At 39.0% G+C, this 25,784-nt stretch carries 23 protein-coding genes; 12 read left to right on the top strand and 11 right to left on the bottom strand.

The window, feature by feature from the left end; translation table 11 throughout:
* Window positions 1–13: 13 nt before the first annotated feature.
* A complete protein-coding gene (locus tag B4Q04_RS09645) occupies window positions 14–1,099 on the bottom strand; it encodes an alkene reductase (protein WP_088696680.1) in 1,086 nt (361 codons plus the stop codon).
* A gap of 123 nt (window positions 1,100–1,222) precedes the next feature.
* Between B4Q04_RS09645 and B4Q04_RS09640 the strand changes: the two genes are divergently transcribed.
* Window positions 1,223–1,597, top strand: coding sequence for a winged helix-turn-helix transcriptional regulator (locus B4Q04_RS09640; protein ID WP_088696679.1), 375 nt, complete (start codon window positions 1,223–1,225; stop codon window positions 1,595–1,597).
* Window positions 1,598–2,463: 866 nt separating this feature from the next.
* On the opposite strand, the gene B4Q04_RS09635 is transcribed toward B4Q04_RS09640, so the two are convergent.
* The 4 genes from B4Q04_RS09635 to B4Q04_RS09625 form a co-directional block, all read right to left on the bottom strand.
* On the bottom strand, window positions 2,464–2,727 hold the full coding sequence (locus tag B4Q04_RS09635; RefSeq protein ID WP_088696678.1) for a hypothetical protein: 264 nt from the start codon (window positions 2,725–2,727) through the stop codon (window positions 2,464–2,466).
* A gap of 139 nt (window positions 2,728–2,866) precedes the next feature.
* Entirely contained in the window at window positions 2,867–6,148 is a 3,282-nt protein-coding gene (locus B4Q04_RS09630) for a P-loop NTPase fold protein (protein ID WP_088696677.1), read from the bottom strand.
* 390 nt (window positions 6,149–6,538) lie between these two features.
* Window positions 6,539–6,676 (bottom strand): hypothetical protein, encoded by a 138-nt coding sequence (locus B4Q04_RS22835; protein WP_201723388.1) that lies wholly within the window; start codon window positions 6,674–6,676, stop codon window positions 6,539–6,541.
* A gap of 299 nt (window positions 6,677–6,975) precedes the next feature.
* Window positions 6,976–7,485: a hypothetical protein gene (locus B4Q04_RS09625; RefSeq protein WP_088696676.1), complete on the bottom strand. Its 510-nt coding sequence runs from the start codon at window positions 7,483–7,485 to the stop codon at window positions 6,976–6,978.
* A gap of 299 nt (window positions 7,486–7,784) precedes the next feature.
* On the opposite strand from B4Q04_RS09625, the gene B4Q04_RS09620 reads away from it, so the two are divergent.
* A complete protein-coding gene (locus tag B4Q04_RS09620) occupies window positions 7,785–9,092 on the top strand; it encodes an FAD/NAD(P)-binding oxidoreductase (RefSeq protein ID WP_088696806.1) in 1,308 nt (435 codons plus the stop codon).
* 220 nt (window positions 9,093–9,312) lie between these two features.
* Here B4Q04_RS09620 and B4Q04_RS09610 read toward each other — a convergent pair whose 3' ends face one another.
* Both B4Q04_RS09610 and B4Q04_RS09605 read right to left on the bottom strand, forming a co-directional pair.
* Window positions 9,313–12,957, bottom strand: coding sequence for an ABC transporter permease/M1 family aminopeptidase (locus B4Q04_RS09610; RefSeq protein ID WP_088696674.1), 3,645 nt, complete (start codon window positions 12,955–12,957; stop codon window positions 9,313–9,315).
* A 32-nt stretch (window positions 12,958–12,989) separates the two neighbouring features.
* The gene (locus B4Q04_RS09605; protein WP_013995684.1) at window positions 12,990–13,877 is read right to left on the bottom strand and encodes an ABC transporter ATP-binding protein; all 888 of its coding nucleotides are present in this window, start codon (window positions 13,875–13,877) and stop codon (window positions 12,990–12,992) included.
* Window positions 13,878–14,487: 610 nt separating this feature from the next.
* On the opposite strand from B4Q04_RS09605, the gene B4Q04_RS09595 reads away from it, so the two are divergent.
* On the top strand, window positions 14,488–14,928 hold the full coding sequence (locus B4Q04_RS09595; RefSeq protein ID WP_088696672.1) for a DsrE family protein: 441 nt from the start codon (window positions 14,488–14,490) through the stop codon (window positions 14,926–14,928).
* Window positions 14,929–14,968: 40 nt separating this feature from the next.
* Window positions 14,969–15,115 carry a hypothetical protein gene (locus tag B4Q04_RS22705; RefSeq protein ID WP_161496062.1) on the top strand — a complete coding sequence of 49 codons (147 nt, stop codon included), beginning with the start codon at window positions 14,969–14,971 and terminating at the stop codon, window positions 15,113–15,115.
* Between the two features lie 48 nt (window positions 15,116–15,163).
* Here B4Q04_RS22705 and B4Q04_RS09585 read toward each other — a convergent pair whose 3' ends face one another.
* The gene (locus tag B4Q04_RS09585; protein WP_013995681.1) at window positions 15,164–15,763 is read right to left on the bottom strand and encodes a DUF6642 family protein; all 600 of its coding nucleotides are present in this window, start codon (window positions 15,761–15,763) and stop codon (window positions 15,164–15,166) included.
* A 241-nt stretch (window positions 15,764–16,004) separates the two neighbouring features.
* Between B4Q04_RS09585 and B4Q04_RS09580 the strand changes: the two genes are divergently transcribed.
* From B4Q04_RS09580 to B4Q04_RS09550, 7 genes are all read left to right on the top strand, one after another.
* Window positions 16,005–16,559, top strand: coding sequence for a LemA family protein (locus tag B4Q04_RS09580; RefSeq protein ID WP_013995680.1), 555 nt, complete (start codon window positions 16,005–16,007; stop codon window positions 16,557–16,559).
* A gap of 2 nt (window positions 16,560–16,561) precedes the next feature.
* Window positions 16,562–17,716 carry a glycosyltransferase gene (locus tag B4Q04_RS09575; protein ID WP_088696670.1) on the top strand — a complete coding sequence of 385 codons (1,155 nt, stop codon included), beginning with the start codon at window positions 16,562–16,564 and terminating at the stop codon, window positions 17,714–17,716.
* Window position 17,717: 1 nt separating this feature from the next.
* Entirely contained in the window at window positions 17,718–18,671 is a 954-nt protein-coding gene (locus B4Q04_RS09570; RefSeq protein ID WP_088696669.1) for a hypothetical protein, read from the top strand.
* A gap of 107 nt (window positions 18,672–18,778) precedes the next feature.
* Window positions 18,779–19,084 (top strand): hypothetical protein, encoded by a 306-nt coding sequence (locus B4Q04_RS09565; RefSeq protein ID WP_123772354.1) that lies wholly within the window; start codon window positions 18,779–18,781, stop codon window positions 19,082–19,084.
* Window positions 19,084–20,187 carry a glycosyltransferase family 4 protein gene (locus B4Q04_RS09560; RefSeq protein WP_088696668.1) on the top strand — a complete coding sequence of 368 codons (1,104 nt, stop codon included), beginning with the start codon at window positions 19,084–19,086 and terminating at the stop codon, window positions 20,185–20,187. The genes B4Q04_RS09565 and B4Q04_RS09560 overlap by 1 nt, the downstream gene beginning before the upstream one ends.
* Window positions 20,184–20,801 carry a hypothetical protein gene (locus B4Q04_RS09555; RefSeq protein ID WP_088696667.1) on the top strand — a complete coding sequence of 206 codons (618 nt, stop codon included), beginning with the start codon at window positions 20,184–20,186 and terminating at the stop codon, window positions 20,799–20,801. The genes B4Q04_RS09560 and B4Q04_RS09555 overlap by 4 nt, the downstream gene beginning before the upstream one ends.
* A 125-nt stretch (window positions 20,802–20,926) precedes the next feature.
* Entirely contained in the window at window positions 20,927–21,607 is a 681-nt protein-coding gene (locus tag B4Q04_RS09550; protein WP_123772353.1) for a hypothetical protein, read from the top strand.
* 144 nt (window positions 21,608–21,751) lie between these two features.
* Here the strand turns inward: B4Q04_RS09550 and B4Q04_RS09545 are convergent, their stop codons facing one another.
* The 3 genes from B4Q04_RS09545 to B4Q04_RS09535 form a co-directional block, all read right to left on the bottom strand.
* A complete protein-coding gene (locus B4Q04_RS09545) occupies window positions 21,752–23,026 on the bottom strand; it encodes a hypothetical protein (protein WP_088696665.1) in 1,275 nt (424 codons plus the stop codon).
* Between the two features lie 158 nt (window positions 23,027–23,184).
* Entirely contained in the window at window positions 23,185–23,880 is a 696-nt protein-coding gene (locus tag B4Q04_RS09540; protein WP_013995672.1) for a hypothetical protein, read from the bottom strand.
* A 58-nt stretch (window positions 23,881–23,938) separates the two neighbouring features.
* On the bottom strand, window positions 23,939–24,865 hold the full coding sequence (locus B4Q04_RS09535) for a hypothetical protein (protein ID WP_013995671.1): 927 nt from the start codon (window positions 24,863–24,865) through the stop codon (window positions 23,939–23,941).
* 304 nt (window positions 24,866–25,169) lie between these two features.
* On the opposite strand from B4Q04_RS09535, the gene B4Q04_RS09530 reads away from it, so the two are divergent.
* Window positions 25,170–25,784, top strand: coding sequence for a TetR/AcrR family transcriptional regulator (locus B4Q04_RS09530; protein WP_088696664.1), 615 nt, complete (start codon window positions 25,170–25,172; stop codon window positions 25,782–25,784).

Here is a 25,784-nt window from a genome sequence, read left to right as displayed (position 1 = left end):
AAATTCTTTTGTTTTAAGCCGTTACTTTTTCAAGTGTTGGATAATCTGTAAATCCCACTTCAGTAGCTGAATAATGCGTCTGCGGATCAGAAATCGCAAAATCTTTTCCATCTCTGATTCTTTCCACAAGATCAGGGTTAGCAATAAATGGTCTGCCAAATGCTACTAAATCTCCGTGTTCATTATTTATGGCATCTTCAGCTGTTTCACCATTGAATCCACCGCTAGCTATATAGGTTCCCCCAAATGCATTTTTTACTTTTTCTTTAAGAGTTGATGAAACATGAGGAGCTCCCATAGCTTCGTGATCTACCATATGTAGGTAAGCGATTCCCATATCTTTAAGTGACGATGCCAAATACAGGAAAGCTTCGTCTGTTCCTTCAAATGGTATCATATCATTGTAGATGCCATTAGGGGAAATTCTAATTCCTACCTTTTCTTTACCGATAGCGTTTGCTATTTTTTGTGTTACTTCCAAGGCAAACTTCATTCTTCCTTCCAAAGAGCCGCCGTATTCATCAGTACGAAGGTTGGTATGCGGATTGATAAATTCATCTATAAGAAATCCCGTGCCCGCATGAATTTCTACACCATCAAACCCAGAGGTTATTGCATTTTTGGCGGCTTGTACAAATTCTTCAATTGTATTTTGAATATCATCAGCGGTCATTTCTTTAGCTAAAGGAAAGGGCTGATTACCATGTTGGTCTGTCCACATGGTTCCTTTATGGTATACGGCAGAAGGTGCTAATACCACTGCGTCATCAGGCATATTATCAGGATGTGATGCTCTACCCGTATGCATGAACTGCGCAAATATTCTTGAGCCTTGCTCATGAACCGCTTCTGTTATTTTCTTCCAGCCTTGTATTTGATCTTGATTAAATATTCCCGGTATTCTTGCATAACCAAGTGCATTTGGAGATGGAGCTATTCCTTCTGCTATGATTAAACCTGCGCCAGCTCTTTGCGCATAATATTCTTTCATAAGGTCGTTGGGTATATTATTGATGGCTCTGCACCTTGTCATAGGTGCCATTACCACCCTGTTTTTTAGAGTGATTTTTCCTAGTTGATATGTTTCTAATAGTTTCATTAAATTATTTTTTTATATTTGTACTATAATTTTTATAGTGCCCAAAATTATGGGTTGTATAGGAGCTGCACAATAACGATCCAATTGGATAGTTTAACTTTTAAGAAATATTTAAGGAAAAAGATGTACACAATAAACAATAAGGAATACCCTTGTCCGGCAAGCGTAACCATGGGAATCATTGGCGGTAAATGGAAAGTGGTAATGTTATTTCACTTGATTAAAGGGCCATTAAGATATAATGAGTTAAGAAAAAAAATGGACGGAGTTACTGAACGAACGTTAAGTATTCAGTTAAAAAGTATGGAAGACGATGGCCTGATTAGCCGAAAAGCTTATAATACAAAGCCACCGTTAAAGGTTGAATATTCATTGACCGAATATGGAAAAACACTCATTCCTCTTATAAATTCTATTGTGGGTTGGGGTAATTTTGTAATTGATAAACACGTAGAAGAACAGTATGATAAAAAGTGTATTGAGGATGTAGAATTGTAGAAGCAAATTGCTGTTTGTGGTTAGGTTTTAATATGTGATTATTACAAAATTCTTTTTCCATTAAAAAAATTAAGTGGAGAATCCCACTTCATACACATTATCACTTCGCTCCTATCGTCGCTTGGGCAAAGCGTATTCCATTACTTTTTGAGAAGAAAGTTTTTAGAAAGAAAAAAACAAGGAAGATTGTAACAACTTTGCCTACGCACCATCTCGCTCAAATAATAAAGATTCTCAATCTTTATTATTATGCCGTAACCAAAGCTCAAGTTATCCCGAAATAAATTCGGGACAGGCAATAACGCGGAACATTATAGTACACGTGACAATCTAGAAAGTCTAGTAGACTTTTTAGATTGGCGGCGAGACCTGTGCGGCTGGGAATGCGTAAAACAGCGCATGCTTGCATTTTACATAATTGCGGATATAGTGACACGCCAGTGTTCTATATCATTGCAGCCGCATCTTCTCGCCGAAAAAAGCGATCACCCACCGGGTAATCACTTTTTCTCGCGTATGTAAAAGCCGTTTTACTGGAATACTTCTTAGAATTGGATAGCAACGCATCAGCCAATCGCCGTCCCGATCTTGCATCGGGATTGCCAACGCGCCATCTCGCCGAAACCCGCCCGAACGTGCCTTTTCGGTACGGGCGGGAAAGCAAAACCTTTTAGATATTTTGAATTTTGCGATTTATGAGAAACTGCTCGTTAGTAAATTTTTCAGAGGATTCTCGTCAGAATCCCGCAAAAGCTCAAAATTTCCGAAATAAAATTTCTGTGCACTTGCTACCCCTACGTATTCCAAAGAAATCTCTTTTCTGTTCCTATTTGACATAATGTTAGGATATGTTGACTGGTAAGTAGTTAGAATTTAAGAGGTTCAAAACTCCACCAAATGTTTTGAGTTTTCAATTCCTTTTTTACTTGTGGTAATAAGTATAATTTATTGGCTTTGTTCAAATCTCTCAATATATTACGAAGGGGAAGTCCTTTACTCTGGTCTTTTTCAAAAAAACCAAGTTCTATCAACGGTTCCATTAATTCAGCAGGTTTAGCTGATTTTATACCTGATTTTTCCAAGTAATTCTGGATAGCATAACCCATTTTAACTATAGTAGAATCGTCCATTTAACCAGTTTTTAATTAGTAGTCGAAATTATATTCCTTTTAGCCACAAATGCGAAGCATTCATGAATACCTTTAAATAACAATAAACAACTACATGAATAAATTCACTCCCCTACTCGCCCGCATTTTCTTCGCCCCATCACTTTAAGCTTTCCTCATCCTTACTTTCTTTTTCTTTCTTCAGCCCTAGAGATTTTGCCACTTCTTCCAATTTGTCATTACTACCATATTTTTCTGAATTATATTTTAATTGAAGTTCTCCGACTGCTGTTTCTTTATGTTCCTTTGAACTATTTATTACATCTATAAGAACTTTTCGATTGCTCAAAAAGACACTTTCGAAGTTATCATCTGATTCAATCAACGGTATTATTATTTTAAGGGTAGCACTCTCTGGTTTTTTAGCTAGATTACCAAAATTTATAAGGCCTTTTTCTAGAAAATAAAGTTCGTCATCTCTTAACTCTCCTCTTTCATTAATAAAAATATCTCTTACAGATGTATAGGTACTTCTTAGCTTGTTTCCATTCATTACGTCTATTAAATCATCCCAAAACCCTATTTCTGGAACTTCCTCTTTTTCCATTGCAACGCCTTTAATGAAATCATCATAAGCACTGTAAAATGCATTAGAAAATTTATCTAAGTGATTATTTTCTACTAAAGCTTTTAGAATCAGATAGTTTTTGTTCTTTTCCCTAAAGGATATCATTATGTCCTCTTTTGACATTTCATTAAAATGCTCTTTTGATTTATTAATTATTAGTTCAACCAGTTTTAAATCATTTCGATCCAAAAATCCAAATACACCGTCTGAAACTGTTGATACTTCAGCATCAAAATACATGTGCCAAATACTTATCTTCTCTATAAAATCTTTGCTACGTTTTTCGTCATTCCCAAAGACTTTCTCTACTATTTTGTCAAACTCTTTGGTAGTCCAGTTTACATTTAATCTTTGAGTTCCATAATTATTGGTAGTAAGATCGTAGGCAATCTCGTTAAGCTTAGAGAAACCATTTGCAGTTACATTCGTAGTAAGTAGTTTTAATAAGTCACCATAAGAAAAGTACCATTCAATGCTCCTGGAAATATTCTTTATTTGTTCATCTGTTAAACTTCTCAGAGAACTTTGGAAATTAGCGGATTGAGAATGGGCGGTAGTAAAATTTGATATAGCAATACAATATGCATCAACGTAAATATTATCTTCTTGAAGCCTAGCAGAAGTTAATTGTGCATAGAATTGGTTTGAAAGTTCTAGCTCCAACGGTTTTGATTTGAGACCTTTTAAAATTCTTAAGAACTTTGAAAACTTATCTTTTTGATTATAAGACAGGCCTTTAAGTTGAAGAATAATATTATCAATAATCTTATTCGCGTTGTATTCCTTTTTAAGTATTGTCAACTCGCTTAAATGCGTATCAACTTTGTCTATGTCAAGATTTTGATTTTCGTCAAAAAACCATTTATCAATAGTTTCGCTACTACAAGTTATTTTATGATTTTTGAAGTTTTTCTGAACTTTATTCACATAACCAAAATATGGTATCGCATTGAATTCTGTTTTAGTCAACATCGATTTCAAATCAATATTTATGTCTTCCTCATTAATATATTTTTCAATTTTCAATACTTCAAAATAATACTTTTCTTGTTTATCATCTATATCAATATTTTCTCTCATTTCATTCAAGAGTTTTGAAAGGACTGATTTACCAATTCTTGGTTCGCAATTCGTTAAAATTGCTTGATGATTCATATTAAATTCTTGAAATTGATTCTCAATTGCCATTATTTCTTTCCCGAAATTCTCCCAAAATGTCTCCATTACAAATTTTGGAAGTTTACTTTTAATGATGTCATAAATTTCAATCAAACCATTAATTCGTTCTTTTAAGGGAATAGCTGAATGAGCTTTGAAAAAATGATTTTGAAACGCCTTATGTTTTGTTGAGGATTCAATAATTTCTTTTTTCCCTTCACGAAGCGCAGATTCCAATTGTCTTGCTAGAAGAACTTCATCTGCAAGATGTTTTTTCACACCGAATGCCAGCATCGAAATACTAGTATCCAAGTCTTCATCATTCTCAAAAAATATCGAACCTTTTGCTAAATATTCCCTATCTAAAATTGATTTATGAATATTATTGGCAAGATTATCTTTAATCAGAACAAACAAGGCAACATATCTAAGTTTTAGATTGCCTTGATTTATATCCTCTCTCCAAAGTTCATACAGAGCAACAATGTCATTTACATAATTGATTATTTGTCTTGGTTTTATTGAGTTACTTGAAGAAAATACATCAAATAGCTTGACCAGATACTCATGTTCCTCCTTGTCAATTATACTTTTACCAAACGATTCATCTAACGAATCATTAAGAAACCCTTCCCATTGTGTTACAACAGGTGGAGTTATTCTAAAATTGAGAGAAAAAGTTTTGCTTATAAACCCCTCTAAACCATCATCTTTCAAATGCTCACCAAGTTTCTTTTTATCATAGGGAACAATAACCCAGGATTTAAACGAATTGTTATCTTCTGCAAAAAATGTATGTATTGATGACCACAAGGATTTAATCTTATCATTATCTAATCGATCAAGATTATCAAACACAATAATTAACTTACCCCCTCCCTCAATTTCATCTTCAATTTTTTTAAAATATTCTCGAAATTGTTTAACCGATGGATCATTTTCAATGATATTTTGAACTTCTTCTGAGTCTATTTCGCTACCATTAAACCAATAAAATAACTTACCTATCGTCACCCATTTGGTATCTTGATCGATTGGATCTTTTTCAGCATTTCTACTTCTTTCAGATAGATACTCTATTCTAGTTAAATTCATTCCCCAAATCATTATGGCGATTGGAATAAGGTAAATCCATAGAATTGGTTTCCAAAAGCCAAAATAAATCGAGTTAATTATATCAAATTCCTTACCTATGTATTCATAAGTTCCAGCAAGAACAGTTAATACCAAAAAGGATAAAGAAAGAATCAACCAATGAGGTTTTATTTGAGGAAATTTTTGTGTGTGCGTGGTGGAAGTTTTAGATAAGAGCCTATTTTTAAGGGATTTCCACTCTTCCTTATTCGTCAAAAACTCTTCGTTAAACAACTCATTTAAAAGTTGCTCCAAAAAGGATTTTCTAGTTAAATCCTCTTGACTTCCCCATGCATCAAAAATAAAAGTGTGGTATTCTTCACCTAATTTCGATTGGATAATTTTAATTAAGTTTGATTTGCCTGAACCCCAATCACCTTCTAGACCGATTACTTTTTTTTCGAGGTCGTCCTTTTTTATGATTTTGGCAATTACTTTTGCAAGAGAATCCTGCGCTTCACCTTCAATTTTGTCTTCACCTTTAGCAATTTTAGATAAAAACTTAGGGTATTCCGTATTCATTTAAAAGTTATTGGTTAGATGGTTATTAAGTTTACGGGGGTCTTTAAAATTACGAAATGTTAACAATATAAATATTACAAAAATATTATTCCACACACATTACACTTCCCTCCTACGTCGTCGTGTAAAAAGTGTTTATTCATTGCTAGTTTATTGTTTTTTAACGGTATTCATGAATCTCAAAGCGAAATTGCTTTTCGATTTCATTACATTTTTAAAGAAACTTTCTTAGAAGAAAAAAATAAAGAAAATACGGTATTAAACTTTCGCTTTTAATCAAAGCTCAAGGAATCCCGAACTAAATGCGGGACAGACAATAACGCGGAACAATGTGCTATGATTCCAAATTGCTAATAGGGTTCTCTTCTGTTGTTTTTCGGTGTAAGTCAACTATTTCTCTTTGGTTGACTTACTGGGTTTTAAAGAAGGTTTGTTACCAGGGATATTCTTATTGTCCCTTCTTCGTTTATCAAGGGTGCCATCTTTCTTTTTGGGCTTGGGTCCGGGTTTAATTGCTTCAATTTTCATTTCATGTAAATTTTAATTATTCATCTGTTACTCAAAAATAATTGAAACTACGGAGGGTATTTTACGGGATCCTGTAATTGATTAAAATTTAAGTGCTTAACATAGGATATACTCCCCTCCTATCCTTCGACTTGGCCCACGACAAGCTCGTCGGTCAGTTGACAAGGGGTTATTCGCAAGATTCTTATAGGTGCCCATGAATACCAGGCATTTCTCGCAGGCATTAGAACAATGGATATAGTCCCAATAGCGGCTATGGGGATACTCATAAAAAAAGAGGCACTCTCTTTCTTTTTGGTTTAAAAGGCCCCTTTACGGACCGCTTCGTGCCAAACAAAATCATCTAATTCGTATTCGCTACCGTCAATGGTTTGAATATTCATTTCTAAATAAAGTAGATAGTCATCACTTTTGCCGGGATGGCTGCAATCTACGTAGCCTTCCCGATCCGGAAAGTTCAGTACAGGGGCATAAGTAAAAAACTCTCCGGGGCCGGGAACAAATGCCGATCGTACTACCAGCCTTAGGGTCGTCTTGGTCGCCTCGACACTTTCGGTAACTTCCATGGCTTCCCCTGTACTCGGATCCCTTAAAGTATTCCATAAGACTACCTCCTCAAAATAACTTGCAGGTAAGTCGTTCATAGTATTCGTGGCAAATTCTATAATCAGGTTTCCAGCCGCGTCTTTTTCCACTTTGTCGATATTTATCGAAATAAAGGTGTCGCCAAACTGGTCACAATTGTCTTTCCAACAACTAGATACTACAAAGGCAATTACTAACAAAATGAACATATTTTTGGTTCCCATACCTATTTTTTTTGATGATATATCCTTTTATGAAAATGAAGGAAGAAGGTTAACGACCGAGGGCTACCTATACGCGCATTTACCTGATTTGCCCCACCAATCAAAGCCCGACTTATCCCAAAACACATTCGTAACGGGCCATAGACGGCGCGACTTGTACGGCTGTAAAGCACAACATGGTAAGGCCTTTTGCCGTATGGCTTCGTCAAGTGGTTTGGAATGCCGCTTGTGTAACCAATGTTACCGAAATGATACACAATTACGCTTATATTTATGAAATTCCTAAAATCATACTACAAATGAGCATACATCATCAAATTCTTATCATTGGTGGCGGTACCGCCGGAATTATGGTAGCCGCACAGTTAATAGAACAAAAAAAGGCCAAGGATGTCGCCATTATCGAACCGTCGGACACCCACTATTATCAGCCCGCTTGGACTTTGGTAGGTGCCGGGACCTATGATTATGACAAAACGGCCCGGCCCATGTCGTCCGTCATGCCGAAAAAGGCCACTTGGATCAAGGACAGGGCCACGGGTTTCGACCCCGAAAACAATACGGTACATACAGCGAAGCAAGGTGATTTTACCTATGATTATCTGGTGGTGGCCCCGGGACTGGCCTATGATTTCAGTCTCGTCCCCGGATTGGGGGACGCCATCGACAAAGGGGTGGTCTGCAGCAATTACACCGATCCAAAACACACCTGGGAGGTCATTAAAAACTTTAAAGGGGGTACCGCGCTTTTTACGCAGCCAACAACCCCCATTAAATGTGGCGGGGCGCCCCAAAAGATCATGTACCTGGCAGAAAGCTATTTTCGAAAGAGCAGTGTACGCCCGAAAACGGATGTGCTATTTGCCACCTCAGGTACGGTAATTTTCGGGGTCAAGCAGGTGGCCAAAACCTTAATGAAGGTGGTGGATAGAAAGGACATCAATTTAAGGTTCTACCATAAACTGGTTGCCGTAGATGGCGAAAAGCAAATTGCTTGGTACGAAATGGGAAAGGATATTACCGCGGGCGGATGTGTTGTCATGTCCGGAGAAGACGACAGCGAATGCCTGGACGAATCGTTTCAATACAATTACAAGGATGTAGAGGTAAGCCAAGACGGCGATCGGTATGGCATTCACTACGATATGCTGCATACCGCCCCTCCCTCCGTGGCGCCCCAATTCGTTAGGGAGTCCCCTTTGGTAAACGAAGCGGGCTGGGTCGACGTCGATCCCAAGACCATGCAGCACAAGAAATACCCCAATATTTTCAGTTTGGGGGATGTTTCTTCCCTACCAACGGCCAAAACGGGTGCCGCCATTCGCAAACAGGCACCGATAGTCGTCGACAATATCGATACCTTGATCAAGACCAAGCACAAGGGCACTAAGTCTTACAATGGGTATTCTTCATGTCCCTTGGTAACCGACTATGGAAAAATGGTCTTGGCGGAATTTGATTACAATAACAATTTTACTCCAGATCCAAAACTCAAAAACCTGTTGATCAAGGACAGCTCAAAGGAACATTGGAGGCTTTGGATGCTCAAAAAATACGGTTTGCCCTATCTGTATTGGAACAAGATGATGAAAGGCAAGGATGTCTAACGGTACCCCATTTTTTGGGAAAAAGAACGGACTGGGTTAAAAAATCCCTTGGGGGCATTGACGAAGCCCTCCATAGGGATTTATGGATGCCCGGGTTGGGTTGGGCTCTCCCCTCCTACCTTGTTCGCACCATAAGCCGGCCCGTACCGAAGCAGCCCGATAAATCGTTCCGGCATGAAGGGAAGGTTCGGGCGGGCTGTACTATACCCGATGAAAAATACTAGTCCAAAATTTCATCTATCGTCATGATATTGTCATCAGGAACACGGTCGATCATTTTATTATATGGATCGATCCCCGCTTTAAGGGGTTCCTTATCGGTTATAAAGGTATGCGTTGATTTTCCGGGTTTCACCCATGTTTGTGCTACTACCAAAGGCGATTTAACGGTCATGCCCTGATTGTTCTCAATGTCATTTTCAAACACTGCTATATCGAGCAAATTGGGCCGGTCCCCTGCGGCTAACAATTTACCATTTCCGTCAAAATAATTCTTTACGCTTTCTACGTTTATAGTCACTTCATACTTATCATCGGCTAGTTTTTTATAGTTCGCCCCGGTCACCTTATTGGAATACAATGTTATCTTTTCAAAACTGTCCTCCAAATAATAGTTGAGCGAATCCGGAGTCACCGATTTCATATACCCATACCATTCCATGGTCGTTGTAAACGGGGCTTCAGCCCTAAAACGCGCTGCTTCGGTATAGGCTTTGAACCCTTTGTTTAAGTTGGCCTCACCTATTAAATCTTGAAGTCCGTACAGTATCAAACCTCCTTTTTGATACCAGACATAGGCTTGACTGTCATTGTCCAAAAGCGTTTTTTCAAATTTACTTTCATTGGCCCTGCCTCTTAAATAGGTATCCAATTCATCTTTAAGAAATTTTTGCATGGCATCATCACCATATGCTTCCTTCATTACCATCAGTGCCGCATATTCCGCCATGGATTCTGAAATTTGATTTGCACCTCGCGTCGCCGATGGAGAGATTTGATGCCCCCACCATTGGTGTGCCACCTCATGGGAGGTGACGAAATAAAGGTAATCGACATCATTGGGATCATTAAAATCGCCCACCCAGGCGAAACTCTCTGAAAAAGGAACGGTATTGGGAAACGATTGGGCAAAAAATTGATAGCGGGGAAACTCCAGGATACGAAGTTGTTTATATTGATAAGCTCCAAAATTTTCTGAAAAATAATCCAAGGAGTGTTTTACGCTCTTTACGAAGCGATCAATATTGTAGGTATGCGTTGGATGGTGGAATATTTCAATAGTCACTTTTTCTCCGCCTTTACCTGTCCAAACTTCGCGATGTACCTTATACGCTGCAGAGGAAATATTATAGAAAAAATCCAGTTCTCCCGTCATTTTATACCGGTAATAGTTACGACCGTTTTCTTTCCATTCTTTTTGTAACTGGCCGGGCATTATGGCAATTTGATCGGGAGCGGTACTCACAGTGCCTTCAAAAGTCACATAATCCGCATCATCGGTAAAGAGCAAATTGCTTGTTCCCCATGCATCCGTTTGTTCCGGATACTGATAGTCTTTTATGGGCAAACCATACTTTTTACGATCTTGGTCACTGGTTAATTCCCCGTCCGGACTGTACCCGAAAGATGGAAAATAGTCATTATTTAAAAATGTACCATTATAGACAATATCCGAACCGTAACCTTCATTGGGAAAACCTTGGTAAGAGGCCACTACCTCTAATGTCAATGTAAGGGTGTCCTTAGGTTGCAAGGGGGTGTCAAAGGCATAGATTTCATAGCCGTAATCGTCATAACGCTTTCCCAGTTTGGGGACCTTGCCGTCTATGGTAAATGACTTCACTTCTTTCTTAAGCAAGCCTTCCGCCCCCCAGTTTAAGTGGAGGGAGTCAATTACTTCCTCCGTTTTATTTACCATTACATACCTGGCTTTGATGGTGGCAGAACGTTCTTCGGGCACTAAATCCGCATCAACCGTAACATCGATAACTTTGGGTTGCGCTATTTTGTCATATTTACTTAGGTTTTTTTCATAATCGGCTGATTTGATGGTGCCTGCCTTATCCGTTCTGTACTTATTGAGCGTTTTGGTATTGTAATTTATAAATGCGCCCGAACCAATAAATACGGCCAACAGGGCCAGGCCCATACCCATAGTCCTTAGGTTTAGGCGTTCCTTTACCAATTGCCACCTTGCTTTTATGCCTGAATCCGTGCCCCGTTTCCAAAAGAGGTAACCAATGACCGTTAAAACGCCCCCACAGGCCAACCAATACATCCTAAACCATAACAAGGCTTCTCCAAAATGCCCAAAACCGTTCATATCGGAGACGATATAACGTGGGGCGTAACTATAGAGGTATAGATTATTATCAACTTCGGCCAAACTATTTAAACCAAAAAGCAGGGCCCATATGGCAATGGCAATGACATGGCCCATAAACTTTTTTGTGACCAATGAATGCACAAAAAAGGCCAGCATAACAAATATGATGTACTTTGGAAATTCTATTAAATACAAGTCGGTGAAGTACTTGTCAAATTCAAAATTGAAGTAGCCCTTTATAACCTGGTTGAGCATTCCACTGACCAAAACCATATTTACAAGAATAAAACTCACCATCACCAATGCCAAGAATTTTGAACCATAAACAATGCGATTGGGTATAGGTAATGAGCCGAAAATTTGATCGTAGTTGACATTGCGTTCCCGATGCAACACTTCGCCGGTCATAAACACGATAAGGATGAATATGAGAATGATATAGGTGAAGTCCTTGACTTCCAACATATAATAAGTAAGCGGCAAAGAGGGAGTTCCGTAGGTAGGGAAGCCAAACCAAGCATCAAAAAACAAGAATAAAACCGCGGCAATAAGTATGGCCCTGAAAAAATTATCCCTAATGATATTTTTAAACTCTATTCCCGCCAACCGAAACAACAATTTGAAGTTCAATGCTCCGGAAAATACCTTTGCCACACGAGGTATTTTCGTTAATGCAGCTGAGGCTTTGGGCGTATCTAAATTGTCGTCTTTCTTTTTGGAGGTATAATTCTTGTTCAAGAATCGCTGAAAGTCGAATCTAAACAAGGTGTAGAAAAGGGTCATTAATCCTACCCCGACCCAAATGATGCGATTCCATAACAACATTCCATTAAAAGGAACCGTCTGGGTATTTTGTTCCTCAGGCGTCCAATATTGAATGGTATTTTCGTAAGTTCCAAGGCCAAATGGATCTATTAAACTTACCAAATCCTTGTTTTCTATGTCTTGCGTAAGGGTTATGGTAACGAGGTAGACAATAAAAAGAATAGCGCCACCCGCATAGGCTAACATTACCTTTTTGGTTAGACTCACCAAGGCGAAAAAAATACAGCCTGCGAAGAAAAAGTTCGTCCAGTACAAGATCAAGGTAGGTTGCACATAATGCCACAGATTAAAATCGGTAAATCGCTCCGCTTCCTCATAGCCCGCATACGGGCCGATAAAAAAACCGATGATCAAGCCTAGGTGCAGCCCGAGACTGACGAAAAAAAGTACGGACATAGAGCCTAAAAAACGACCTAGCAAGTACCCCTTTTCGCTTACGGGAAAAGAGAAATAATAATTTTCCGTTTTGTGCTCAATATCCCTATAAACGGGGACTCCCATAATCGCACTTGAAAGCATAATACCAAAAACACTAATAGTGGACAGCACGGTTGCAATGGCCACTGGGGAGTTTACAAAAACCTTTTCCGATGCAGGGCCATTACCCCCGATAGCCACAAAAAGTCCGAAAATTATCAGGATTCCAAAATAGGCCCAAGTTGCCGGCCGACCTAATCTATATTTGATTTCGAATAGAAAAATTTCTTTAAGCATAATTGAATGATTTAAGTGAATGAATGAAGCAATTATGCAGAAACAGTCTCCATACGAGATGTAATTTCAGCAAAGTAAACGTCCTCTAAATTGGCCGGACTAGCTTCAAAGGAAGCATCTGGCTTATCATCACTTAAAACATGGATTATAGTTTGCCCCGCTTTTAGATGCGTAGAAATGACCTGCATCCCAGACTGGTAGCTTTCCAGTTCTACTTTCTCAATAGCTTTTTTCCAAACGCGACCTTTAACGGCTTCGGTCAAAACAGCCGGATTGCCCTTTGCAACAACTTCACCAAGACAAATAATGGCCATATTGTTGCATAAATTGGAAATGTCCTCAACGATATGTGTAGATAGAATTACAATGGTATTTTCACCAATTTCACTTAATAGGTTATGGAATCGAACACGTTCGGCAGGGTCGAGACCGGCCGTGGGTTCATCTACAATAATTAAACGGGGATCACCGATTAGGGCCTGGGCAATACCAAACCGCTGTTTCATACCCCCGGAATAGGTGCCTAAGCTTTTGTTCCGCACATGCCAAAGATTGGTTTTTGTCAGTAAGGATTCTACCAAGTCCTTACGCTCACCTTTACTTGACACCCCTTTTAAGGAGGCAATATGGTTTAACATGTTGTACGAACTCACTTTTGGGTATACCCCGAACTCTTGGGGAAGGTATCCAAGAATTTTTCGCACCTCGGACTTATCATTTAAAATATCTATTTCGCCAAGTGTAACGGAGCCGGAATCGGCTTGTTGTAATGTTGCCAAGGTGCGCATTAAAGACGATTTACCTGCACCATTTGGGCCTAGTAGACCAAACATTCCTTGGGGAATGGTCAAGGTAACATCTTTTAAGGCTTGAACGCCATTGGAATACGTTTTACTTAAATTCTTGATTTCTAACTCCATGTTTTTCAATATTGGTTGGTTTATTATGGGTACTCGATGCATTGGTTTCAGGGGGTTGAAAAATTCATTCTTCGATTACGGAATGATTTTTCTAGTATGCACGAAAAAAACTATAAAGGGGGAGCTAAAACTACGTTTACCATCAGTGCTTTTAACCGATGTTAACGCGACTGATCGAATAGTTACTTTTTCTATTCGATTAAAATAAATATTTTAATTACAATAAAAGCAAATGGAGTTAAGTTTTTCGCTCCACAAGAATGATTTACTTGAGGAGCATCGAATATCCATATCGATATTTTAGGTCAATTGTAGGTTTTTACCATGAAGTTAAAGATTATTAATCATTCCTTTAGCGTGGGTTTGACTATAAACCCGATCCACATAACTTGCCCTTCCCGCCTACCACGGCTTCGCCTGTTAGCATTTTGTTCACAAAAAAGCCACACCCGTATTTTGCAAGGACACATGTCGATAGTTGGCGTAATGCCTTGTTTGCCCCTTGTAACAAAAGTTACGCTCCAAAAAAAAGTTGGACGATACCTTTGCCTAAAATTTGGTACTTTTTGCAAAATCACTCTTTTTGAACAACACTAAAAAATTTTAAAAAATGAAAAAGCAATTTTTAATCATCGCCTTATTCGCCTTAAGTTTAACGACTTCAGTGTCGGTCATGGCCCAAGTGCAAAGTGTACAAGAGATAGAAAACTCGATCAAAAACGATGGTAAATATGCCTTGTTAGTCCAAAATTCCAATCATTTTATGGCATCGGTAATGACGGGCGAGGAATATAAGAACAAGAGCAAGGCTATTCAATTTGAAATTGTATTGATCGGAAAGGTCGTAAAGGACCTGGCTACCAACAAGGAGTTGGCGCCTTTGGTCGAAAAAGCCCAAAAACTAGGGATCCGTATTGTAGTCTGTGAATTTGCCATGAATAAATTGGGCGTCAAAAAATCGGACTATCCTTCCTATGTGGAAACCACTTCCAATGGATTTACCTATTTCTTCGGCTTACAGGAAAATGGGTTTAAAACGATAAGCCTATAAAACAAGTGCCGGGAAAACGTTTTTTTAAGTCCCCTTTCCCTTGGGCAGTAACCGTCCAATAAAGGCCAAAGACACTCCCCAAGACTCCGAGGCGGCCCGATTTATCATAAAAAAGGCCCACGAACAGCAGGAAGGCCGGAAATTGCAGTTGGTGATCCTGGGTTGCGGTAGATACGCCGGTGTCTAAACGCACATTTTCGCCAAAAAAAGCAATCATCGACCGATTTGTCTCGGTTTAATAATACAACCTAAAATCAAGTAATTTACAGGTAGTGTAATGCCTTTGGTGGAGCTCTTCTACCACATCGAACATATTATCGTCTTCCTTAAACAAGTTGAAGAAGGCCTTGTCTAGATTGACACTGCTTATTCCCTTATAAGCATTGCCATAGCCAGAAATCGCTTTGGCGTTGGTGATATCCAAGAAATACTGAGCTTCGTCTTCGTCCAGGTCTAGGATTTTTTCATTGGAGAAATGTAGAATCTTACCTTTTAATCGGCCTTCAAACAGCTCTGCGATTTCCTGTAAACTGTAGTAGTAGCCATTCAGGCAAATACTATTGGCTTCCCCCGCCATGACCAAATAAATAATTTCGTAGTCTTTAAAATTATGGTCATCCAAGACCAGGGCATTTAAGCTCGATTCGAGCCCTTCAATGGTGTCACATGTTTTATAAATGCTGGCTACCCCGTATTTCATGGCCAATTGCCCCAAGTTTTCCTGTGTTTCGGTAAGCTTGTCCGTTTCTATCTCTTGAACCGCTTCCAAACAATAGATGAAATAATCGGTATCTATATTTTGTTCTTGGGGTAATTGTCGTCTTTTCTCTAGCAAGTCTCTTTAATTATGTAAAGTGTATGAGGCACAAAATTAAGGGAACTCTTTTATTCCCTTTAGCGTTTTCAGATAAAATACATGCTAATTATGGTTAAACCTTTAAAGCGATTCCTTGTGCCTAAGATTCTGATATTCGGTAAAAACCACCATCTAAAGCATAAACTTAGTTTACATTATCATTTTAATTCCTATAATAATAATCAGATTTTTCTGTTAAATTAGCATAAAAACTATCCTTATGGTTATATCTATTGTGCTAATTGGTATTGTATGTATCTTGGTTTTCTATGTCATTTCGGTGTATAATGGATTGGTTCGGAAGAAAGTAGAAATGGAAGAAGGCTGGAGCAGTATCGATGTTTTTCTAAAAAAACGATATGATTTGATTCCGGGTTTGATAGAAACCGTAAAAGGCTATGCCAGTCATGAAAAAGAAACCTTTGAAAACATAACCAAGGCTCGAAATCTAGCTCAAAGCGCTTCTTCGGTCGATGAGCTGGGTAAGGCGGAAAGTGTTTTGAAAAATTCTATGGTCAATCTTTTTGCCATCGCCGAAAATTATCCGGATTTAAAGGCCGATCGAAATTTCCGAGAACTACAAAACGAGCTGACCTCATTGGAAGATGATATTGAAATGGCACGTAGGTATTACAATGCCACGGTAAAAGAAAACAATATCGCCATAGATAGTTTTCCGTCAAATATCATTGCCAATATGTTCACTTTTAAAAAGGGTGAGTTTTTTGAAGTTGAAAACGCGGCAGAAAAAGAACCGGTTAAATTCTCTTTCTAATTTTGGAGAAAAGAAATATCTACGCTACCTACGATGTGTTTCCAAGCGCAAAAGGTGCTTCTACCCATATCAGGGAGATGATCTTGGTTTCGTCAGGGCAATGTGATCAATTACAACTATTCTGTTTACGGGGCAATAGCTCCTACCCTGCCGTACAGACGGAGGGCAATATTTTTATAAAGCGTTATTACAACGAAGAAAAGCTGAACTATCTAGAAAAGGCTTCCCTTTTTTCCCAGCAACTATTTATCGATATCCAAAAGCATAAGGAATCTATTCAAATAGGTCATTTTAGGGATGTTTGGAGCGGCATGGGATTAATCGCCGAACCGAGTATAAAAACCATCTTTGAGGTCAATGCCCTAACATCGGTGGAACTCCCTTATAGGTATCCTGATCTAACCCCTTCCTTTCTACGGAAATTAAAGGAGCTGGAGTTGCAATGTTTACACAGATCGACCGTAATCATTACCCCTTCCGAGGTTACCAAAACTTATTTGGAAACCAATTTTTCGGTCGATGCCGATAAGATAAAAGTGATACCGAACGGGGCACATATACCCGATTCCTTTGAAAGGCCAATCGATGCCCCAGATCAATACCTCATTTATTTTGGGGCCATACAACCTTGGCAAGGTTTAGAGGTTTTGCTTAAGGCAATGACTTACTTAGAAGATTTTAAAGACCTAAAACTGGTCATTTGTTTGGCCGTAAAGGAAAAAGCCTTTAAACCTTATAGAAAACTATTGGAAAAACTAGGTTTGCAAAACCGCGTTATTCTAAAGTCTCGATTGCCTAAAAAGGAGTTGTACAACTATATTCATTACGCAGAGGCCTCCATAGCCCCATTAAAAGCATGTGACAGAAACATTACACAAGGTTGTTGTCCGCTTAAGATATTAGAGAGTATGGCTTGTAAAACAATGGTAATCGCTTCGGAATTACCTGTGGTTTCCGAGTTGGTCACCGAAGAAGAAGCCCTACTTTTTGAGCCCGATAGAGAACAAGATCTGGCCCGGTGTATCCGGTTTATATTGGATGAGCCGGAAAGAAAGGAAAGCTATATAGCCAGTGCCTTTAAAAAGGTTCAAGGTGATTTTTTATGGGAGGATCAAAAAGCTAAATTGAAAAAAGTTTACCAAGATTTAATGCTCTGATATGGACAGACAAGGCAATGAATTAAACAAGGAACAATATATAGGAGCCCCTATAGAAAGAGCCCATTTGCACAGAGGTTTTAATTCTAAAAAAACACCTGTTAAATGGATTCGGTTTTTTAGGGCTTGTGTATTGCAAAGGGAAATAGCCCAAGAGAAAAAGAAGAAAAAAATAAAAAAGATATGGTTTATCTTTTTGGGCGTTTTCATAGGTACTTTTATAACCTCTCCGCTAACGAACATTTCCCCTGCTTTTAAAATACTACCCGTCACGCTGGGTATGCTGGTGTTTCCCGGTTTGATAGTGGCGATTATCATGACCTATAGAACGAACAAAAAATTCAAAAGGAATTTCGCGGAAGGTTTTGACTTTTTTGCCGATTACTTTTCGGCCCTGTTTACCTTAATCGAAGAAGATTTGCAGGTAGAATCAAAAATAGCCTTAGAGGCCAACTTAAAACATACGATAACAAAGGAAAACCTTATTAAAAACGAGGCCTATACTAGCGAAACTAGGGGATTTATTAAAGGGGAAGAAGAGCATTATGAACGGGTAATAAGTAAAGGGTCGTGTTTGTTGTATGACGAATCGTTAGTCTTCTTTCAATTTACCGAAAGAACGAGAAAACGGATTATCCTAAAAAGAGGTAGTAGCGGTAAAAGAAAAACCAAACACAAGTATAGGGCGGCATATCCGTTTACCATTAAAATGAAGATACCTAAACACAAATACCAATTGAACCCGTCTATCGATACGAAAGAAATAAGTTTTGTTGAAGATGATGCCTATTATGTTTTTAAAGTAAGCCGAAAATTCGATGTTAAAAAGGAAAACCCTGAGCAATACAATCCCTATAAGCAAAGTAGTATTACTGCTTTTGCGGTAGATTATTTTTCCTTGGAAGTCATTAACCTCATTAATACTTGCTACAGTTGTGTAACCCCTAGCGCTTAATTTTTATGGAAGAAAAAACAACACGTTGCGAAGAATTTACAGGGCTTTTTGTGGTTCGAAACTGTGAAAGTTACGCAACCATAGTCTGTGATAAATGCAAAAAAAATGTGTGTAATACACATGCCTTTAAAGCCAACCAAATTGTCAACCCGGGAAAAGAACACGCGGTCTATAAAAAAAATAATTCCATTTTATGCATTAGTTGTTTTGTAGAGTTCGATGCACGACTTACCAATGATATAGAACTCTATTCCAAGGACAGGTCGGTTTGGAGAAGAAAAATGATACATCGATTCCATGCCGAATACCCATACATGGTATTTTTGGCCGAAGATTACGGTAGTTTATTCGATAGGAGCTCTACTATATTTTTACATGATGATTCTGATGATGGATCTTATTTTGACAGTTAATGAATGTACTGCTTATCACTCAAAATTACCCACCGAATAAAGGTGGTATGGCCGTTTCCTGTGATCGATTGGTGCGCAACTTCAAAAGAAACGGAATAAGGGTGCATATCATCCATTTTACGAACAGAAAGAAGAAATTCAGCACACAAACCGTTGTTAACGGCACCTATTCCGCCGTACCGATTGAAAGCTCGGAGGAGTTTACCTTATCCTTAGCTGCCGAATTTATTCAGCAACTCCCCTTTTTAGACACGCTTAGCTATATTGGCATATTTGGGGGAAACCTGCCTATTAATTTAGGGCCTGTTTTATCTAAATGGATACATAAACCTTTGATTACCTTTATTAGGGGCAATGATTTTGATGAAGGTATTTTTTCGAAAAAGAGAAGTCATTTATTATATGCCCTTGAAAACTCTAGGTATATATTTACGGTAACTAGGGAGAAAAGGGAAAAGATAGACAGCCTTGTATCGCATAACAACACCTATTTTACTCAAAACGGAATCAATACCGCGTATTGGAAACCCGCTAAAAGCCACTTAGAAGGTATTGAAGGTTTAAAAAAGTCGTTCAATTCTAAAATCCCGATTGCTTTTATAGGGCAATTGAAAGCCAAAAAGGGAATTGTCAATTTTGTAGAAACCTTCGCGAAATTCCCTTATAAAAATGATTTTGTACTGTGTTTAATAGGTGACGTAAGCGAAGAAACCAAAACCTATATCCTTAATTTAGACATCAACGTTCGGTTTTTTTCTTTCGCGAACCAGAATGAACTGATATTGTTTTACAATGCCATCAATATCGTGGCCGTACCCTCTTTTTATGATGGAATGCCGAACGTATTATTGGAAGCTGCCGCCACTAAAAATATTGTGATCGGTGCCAATGTCGGGGGGATAAAAGATGTAATCAGCCATAAGAAAGACGGGTTCTTATACAATCCTTTGCAGTCAAATGAACTGTTAGACGTTTTATTGCAAATACATAAAATGTCCCCTTCCGAAAAAGAACGGATGTGTGAGGCATTGTTCCAGAAGATTAATACTGACTACACCGAAGAAATAGAAATATCAAACTACATAAACATTTTAAAACCATGAGAAAAACACACCTACTTTTTGTACTGACCCTATTTTTGCTGGTAAGTTGTAAAACAGAAACCAAGAACCCAACCGAAGCGACCATAGACAGCACTACAAGCACGTCTGTCAGCGCAAGCACAGATAAGCTTGATATTACTATTACAACCGCTGACGGAGCTGTATTGGGCGGATTTGACCTGTCTCCCATAAAAATCGTTGCAAACAACACAAACTATACTTTTAAAAGTAAACCTGACAAGCATAAGTTCTATGCCAATGGAAGAATGAAGTATGAGGTAAAATTCAAGGAAGAAAGTTTAAAATTACGCGACGAGGATTCCGAATTGCTGTGGAAGGTTAAAATATACCCGGACAAGGTGAAAATTTCAGATAATGAGGAGAATGAAAATGCCTTTGAAGTAAGACCTTATGATGATAAGATCAAGATAAAGCGTGATGATGAGGAATTGTATAGGGTGAACCTAGAAGGAAATATTATTAAAGTAAATGACAAGGAAGCTTATCAACTTTCTTCGGCCCAAGAGAGTTATGTCTATGCTATTTTGGCCATAGAAGAGATACCTGCTGAGCATAAATTGTTCATCATAGCCGAATTATTAAATAAGATATAGTGTATTTATTTTATGTGTACGGTGCCGGCTTCGGGCATATAAACAGGGTCCTTAATTTTATATACACGCAAGAAATACCCTTGAGGAAATGTGTGCTATTGACTAATTCTGTTTTTAATGATCAGGTGCCAAAAGCCATACAAACCCTACACAAGGAAGATGGTTTTTTTAAAGACCAGGTGAATTTCACCCTTTTTTTACTTGACTGTATAAAATCGTATAAGATAAACACATTGGTGGTTGATGTTTTTCCCGCAGGTTTTTACGGAGAACTTGAAAAAAGCATTCCCCTTCTTAATTCAATACAGACCATATTACTGGCCCGAATTTTAAACGAGGGTTACTTTGAAAAATATTCGTGTCCGGTTTATGAAATTGTATACACACTTGAAAACGGAATTGCCTTAGCGGATTATCGTTACAAAGAGGTAATTCCGTTTACTTTGCAGATACGGCCGAGAGAAGGCTCAGAAGCCTTAAAGCTTAAACGGCCGTTTTTTTTGGTCATGCATTCTTCACCCCTCGAAGAGGTTTTGCTATTGTACAAACAGGCCTTGTTATATCGCACCGATGAATATATTTATATCCATTCATTTGCGGAAATCCCAAAAGATCGGATGGGTGAAAACACCAGTAGTATAAATGGCGTGGGTATTGATGAAAAGACTTTGGAAAACGCTGCCAAAATTTTTACGGGCTGTGGTTTTAACACTATCCTAGAAACTAAAAAGTATAGAAAAAAACAGCATATCCTCCCTTTTAAAAGAAGGTATGACAATCAGTTTAAGAGAAAACAACTGCTTTAAAAAACGGGCATTTGCCGTCCCGTTGAAACCATGTTTTATTTTTTGGCCTACCCTTACGGTATCGGTCATTGACAACAAAGGAGTTTTTCTTTCTTCCGGTACAGGGTCAATGGCCTTTTTTAATAAGCAGTAAACCAAGGCACATCAAAAATCGAGTATGGTAAAATAACACGTTCGGTCTACATAGCTATACGTCAAAAATGTACTTCCTTCCTTAATTATTGAAAAGCTAAATGTTGTTGTTGTCTGGGCCGTTACGTAGATGTTAATACGATCGGATCCTGTTTCTAAAAGACTTAATTGGATAGGATAGTCTGCGCTTGATCTGGGGGTAGACATCGTAAAAGTATATCTGCCCGTGCCATTTTTAACGGCACTGGAAATACCACTTGCGTTATATGTGTTTGAAGCGGGAATCAGTATTCCATATGCTTTAATCGGGCTATTGTAGTATGCCCCTCCATCTGAACCTACCGAAATACTGTTATTGGTGTTGGTGCTCACCAGGTTTACGGCTTGTGAGGTGCCGTCTTCACTATTGTGGGTAATAACCCCTGTGCCTGTATTCTGGGCTATTGACGTTTTTGTTTCCATACTGCTGATCGGTAATTTTTTTAAATTACCATTGGTATCTACCGTCACCAATTCATCTGATCCGGCACCTGCGGGCAGGGTCCGTATTCTTGTCGTGCCGTTTACATCTAATTTTGTAGATGGTGAGGCCGTTCCAATACCAATTCTGTCATCGTCTCCGCTGATCACTAACGTATTGGAATCGAAATTGAGGTCGAAATTACTCTGGGTAATATCTCTATTGTCATTTAATGTTCCGTTATCGGAATATATGTTTTTACCGGGGGCAGTTGCCAGTTCCGTCAAAGCGGCTTCTACATTTGTAGCGGTGTAATTTCCGGCCGTATCCTCAATGCTCACCTCAGCTGCATTCTGTAACTCGTTGGTAGCGCTCAAATCGTCGTCGGCAGCAATATGGTTGTTGATCAGGGCGGTGTTCGCGGTGATATCGGCAGACTCTTCCAATGCGGACAGGTTGGCGGAGAAGTTCGTTGTTCCTTCATCCACTCTCAAAAGGGTGCCATCAAAGGAAACATTGGTAATATCATCGTCGACCAGTGCTGCTAATTCCGTATCAACATAGGTTTTTACGGCCAGTTCTGTTGGAAACTTGGTATTCGTTACATCCGCCAAATTGATATCCGTGGATTTATTGGTGCTATCTTCCTTTTTTGCCAAGGCATCAAGGTTTATCGTTAACCAAATCGTACCATTATATACTTTTGTTACGTCGGCCACCGTATCGAACCAAATATCGTTTTGCAATGGGTCGCTTGGAGCACTATCGGCGGTAGTAACAACGGTATTTCTTACGCTTACTTGAGTTCCCTTATGATTAATGGCCATAGTTTCTTGGGCATACACTGTGGTTTGTAGAACCAAAATGATGATAAGTGTACTCCAACGATATGTGATACGCGATATGATACCGATTTATTTATCCGTATAGGTTGATGACGAGTTATTGTTTTTAGAGCCTTAAATCAGATGGTAAGACCCTGATCTTATCGAACGAACTGTACCTCTACAATATCACCTGCGTAAACAGACCAATCGTTTGGAACTGTAGTGTTTGGTACCAATGTAACGGTAGATGCCGCAATGGTGTAATCTACATTGGCAATTAATTTGGCTCCGTTTCTGTATACCCACACTTGACTGAAAGCAGGCAAAACGGGACTGCCGGTTAAAGGATACGCTACTTGGGCAGCTGTAGCCGTAAAACTCTCTTGTCCGCTTTGAAGTAAATCTGAAGCCAATAATTTTTTGGTTGCCCCTGTAGCTTCGTCCCTTACCAAAATAGTATACCCCGTACCTGTGCCATGGTCAGATTCTGTAGTGGCGTCCGTGGAAGCGGTTTCCGTGGTGATCAATTCTATGCCGTCAATGCCAAAAATAGTTCCGTTGGCGTCTATAAAAGTATCATCCGTAAGTGTTCCGCCCAATTGCCAGGTTGTTGTAGTTACGTCATCTGTAGTATTGGAAAGCATGGTTATACCGTTTTTGGATTGTAGGTACTTAATGGTTCCCTTATTGTCCACTACCCGTACGGCACCGCCGGTAACCGTAGTTCCGGGAACAATATCTCCCTGTTTGGCCGTGTCTCCGGTAGTTTGTTGTGCGTTAGTTAGCCCGAAGGTCATTAAAATAAGTGCAAACACCCCTGTTTTCAAGGCCTTGCGATACGTAGCGTTTTTCATAATGTTGATTTTTAAAAAGTGAATATTACTATTGAATTATACGTGTGTAAATAATTATCTAAAAGAATTGAACGATTCTAATTTCGTCGTTTTCATAGCATATAACATTAGCTTCCAGTTTTATAAGATTGACTCCTAAGGCGTCAAAATCGATTTTGATCCCGTTTCGGTAAACGGCAATCTTTTTTGAATCGGTAATCGCAAGTGGAGTGGTAAACTCTTGTTGCCCATCGACTGCGATGATCGTTAGCTCTTCCCTTTGTAGAAATGTATTGGACGCAGTGCTATGCAATACTCCCGTTGTCTCGTCTACGGTAAGAATTTTTACGTTGTTGTGGGCCGCCTCAGAAAGCCCTTCAATAGCCAAGGTGTTGCCCGTATTGGTTGTGATGACCGTCGGTCGCGTTAAGGTTCCGCCCAGTTCTATACTATTTGAAGAAGAAAGGGTAAGGCCATTTTCAACGCTGTAGATACCATTTTCTTTCCACAGGCTACCGTTATATGCAAATATATTTCCAGAGATACGGTCTACGTAAATATCCCCCGCTATAGGGGTGTTCATAGAGACACTACTTGGTGGCCCATCCCCGCTTGTGGGGTTCGTATTGGTTAAAATCCACTCTAAACCGTTCCATATGTGTACTTTATGTGACAATTCCTCGATCCAAATATCTCCCGCAAAATTATTTATGGGGCTTGAGGAAGCGGTAGTTACAAGCACTCCTGAATTACAAAGGTTCTTCCATATGACTCCGTCGAAAGCAAATATGCAATCATGATCGGTATTATAGACCAAAGCCCCTTTCAGTGGGGCCATTGCATTCATTTGGGCATCGGTAATGCGTGTAGGAACGAATGCCTTGGTCTGGCTATCCAATTCTAATATAGATGCTTCATCAATGGTGCTAATATTATCGCCTATTTTCACCTGCCCAAACGTGAGGAACGTATAAAATACCAGGGCTATGAAAATGACATATTTCATAAATGGAAGTGTTCTAGGGAGTTATATAAAGTGAAGGTAAAAACAAAACCGACCGCGTAGTATTTTTTGTTGCGATTTGGTAATAAATGGAGGTTAAACAGGGTAAATATGTTGTAAGAAATTCCCTAAAATGCTTCTAGGAGATAACTTCGACCTAGTTCAGTATGCTATCTTAGTCTATTGAATTTTATTCCTTTATGCCCACTCTCCCCTGTCTGAACCAAAGTTTTAGGCACTTCAATTGGTTGCCTATTGAATAAAAGTGTAACTTTGTTAACCAAATGGTTAAACTATACGGTTTAAAATGGCGAAAAAGAAAGACGAAAATACCGAAGCTACAATTTTAGAAGCTGCAAAAGCTGTGTTCCAGGCCAAGGGAATGGACGGCGCCCGCATGCAGGAAATAGCCGATAAGGCGGGAATCAACAAGGCGATGCTCCATTACTACTACAGAAATAAGCAACTGCTGTTCGAGGCCGTCTTTACCCATGCCTTCTCCTTATTGGCCCCACAATTGAAGGCCATCCTTAACGATGATTCCCCCATCGAGAAGAAGATCAGGCACTTTACCTCCAACTATATTTCCTTTATCGTCGACTATCCCTACATCCCCAACTTTATCATTCAGGAACTCAATAGGAATCCGGATTTTATCCTCAAACTCAAGGACAACCCGAGCTTTCCCAACATCGATAAATTTAAAAAACAGGTGGATGAGGAGGTCAAACAAGGCCTCCTAAAGCCCATTAATGCCGAACAATTGTTCATCAATATAATGGCTTTAAACGTCTTTCCCTTTGTGGCCAAACCCTTGCTCAAGGCTTTTACCAATACGGGGGAAGAGGCCTACCGGCAACTTTTGGAAGCCCGAAAGACCGAGGTGGCGGACTTTATCATCCATTCCATTAAGACTTCCTAA

Source organism: Zobellia sp. OII3, assembly GCF_002211465.1.
Classification (GTDB): domain Bacteria; phylum Bacteroidota; class Bacteroidia; order Flavobacteriales; family Flavobacteriaceae; genus Zobellia; species Zobellia galactanivorans.
This window is presented reverse-complemented; position numbering and strand designations above follow the sequence as displayed.

What these genes read in the sequence shown, in the direction of transcription:
- B4Q04_RS09570 (WP_088696669.1), top strand. Translation starts at nt 17,718, where the DNA reads ATGGACAGACAAGGCAATGAATTAAACAAGGAACAATATATAGGAGCC.
- B4Q04_RS09605 (WP_013995684.1), bottom strand. Translation starts at nt 13,877, where the DNA reads ATGGAGTTAGAAATCAAGAATTTAAGTAAAACGTATTCCAATGGCGTT.
- B4Q04_RS09595 (WP_088696672.1), top strand. Translation starts at nt 14,488, where the DNA reads ATGAAAAAGCAATTTTTAATCATCGCCTTATTCGCCTTAAGTTTAACG.
- B4Q04_RS09620 (WP_088696806.1), top strand. Translation starts at nt 7,785, where the DNA reads ATGAGCATACATCATCAAATTCTTATCATTGGTGGCGGTACCGCCGGA.
- B4Q04_RS09545 (WP_088696665.1), bottom strand. Translation starts at nt 23,026, where the DNA reads ATGGCCATTAATCATAAGGGAACTCAAGTAAGCGTAAGAAATACCGTT.
- B4Q04_RS09610 (WP_088696674.1), bottom strand. Translation starts at nt 12,957, where the DNA reads ATGCTTAAAGAAATTTTTCTATTCGAAATCAAATATAGATTAGGTCGG.
- B4Q04_RS09555 (WP_088696667.1), top strand. Translation starts at nt 20,184, where the DNA reads ATGAGAAAAACACACCTACTTTTTGTACTGACCCTATTTTTGCTGGTA.
- B4Q04_RS09580 (WP_013995680.1), top strand. Translation starts at nt 16,005, where the DNA reads ATGGTTATATCTATTGTGCTAATTGGTATTGTATGTATCTTGGTTTTC.
- B4Q04_RS09530 (WP_088696664.1), top strand. Translation starts at nt 25,170, where the DNA reads ATGGCGAAAAAGAAAGACGAAAATACCGAAGCTACAATTTTAGAAGCT.
- B4Q04_RS09645 (WP_088696680.1), bottom strand. Translation starts at nt 1,099, where the DNA reads ATGAAACTATTAGAAACATATCAACTAGGAAAAATCACTCTAAAAAAC.
- B4Q04_RS09630 (WP_088696677.1), bottom strand. Translation starts at nt 6,148, where the DNA reads ATGAATACGGAATACCCTAAGTTTTTATCTAAAATTGCTAAAGGTGAA.
- B4Q04_RS09535 (WP_013995671.1), bottom strand. Translation starts at nt 24,865, where the DNA reads ATGAAATATGTCATTTTCATAGCCCTGGTATTTTATACGTTCCTCACG.
- B4Q04_RS22835 (WP_201723388.1), bottom strand. Translation starts at nt 6,676, where the DNA reads ATGAAAATTGAAGCAATTAAACCCGGACCCAAGCCCAAAAAGAAAGAT.
- B4Q04_RS09635 (WP_088696678.1), bottom strand. Translation starts at nt 2,727, where the DNA reads ATGGACGATTCTACTATAGTTAAAATGGGTTATGCTATCCAGAATTAC.
- B4Q04_RS09625 (WP_088696676.1), bottom strand. Translation starts at nt 7,485, where the DNA reads ATGGGAACCAAAAATATGTTCATTTTGTTAGTAATTGCCTTTGTAGTA.
- B4Q04_RS09640 (WP_088696679.1), top strand. Translation starts at nt 1,223, where the DNA reads ATGTACACAATAAACAATAAGGAATACCCTTGTCCGGCAAGCGTAACC.
- B4Q04_RS09540 (WP_013995672.1), bottom strand. Translation starts at nt 23,880, where the DNA reads ATGAAAAACGCTACGTATCGCAAGGCCTTGAAAACAGGGGTGTTTGCA.
- B4Q04_RS09560 (WP_088696668.1), top strand. Translation starts at nt 19,084, where the DNA reads ATGAATGTACTGCTTATCACTCAAAATTACCCACCGAATAAAGGTGGT.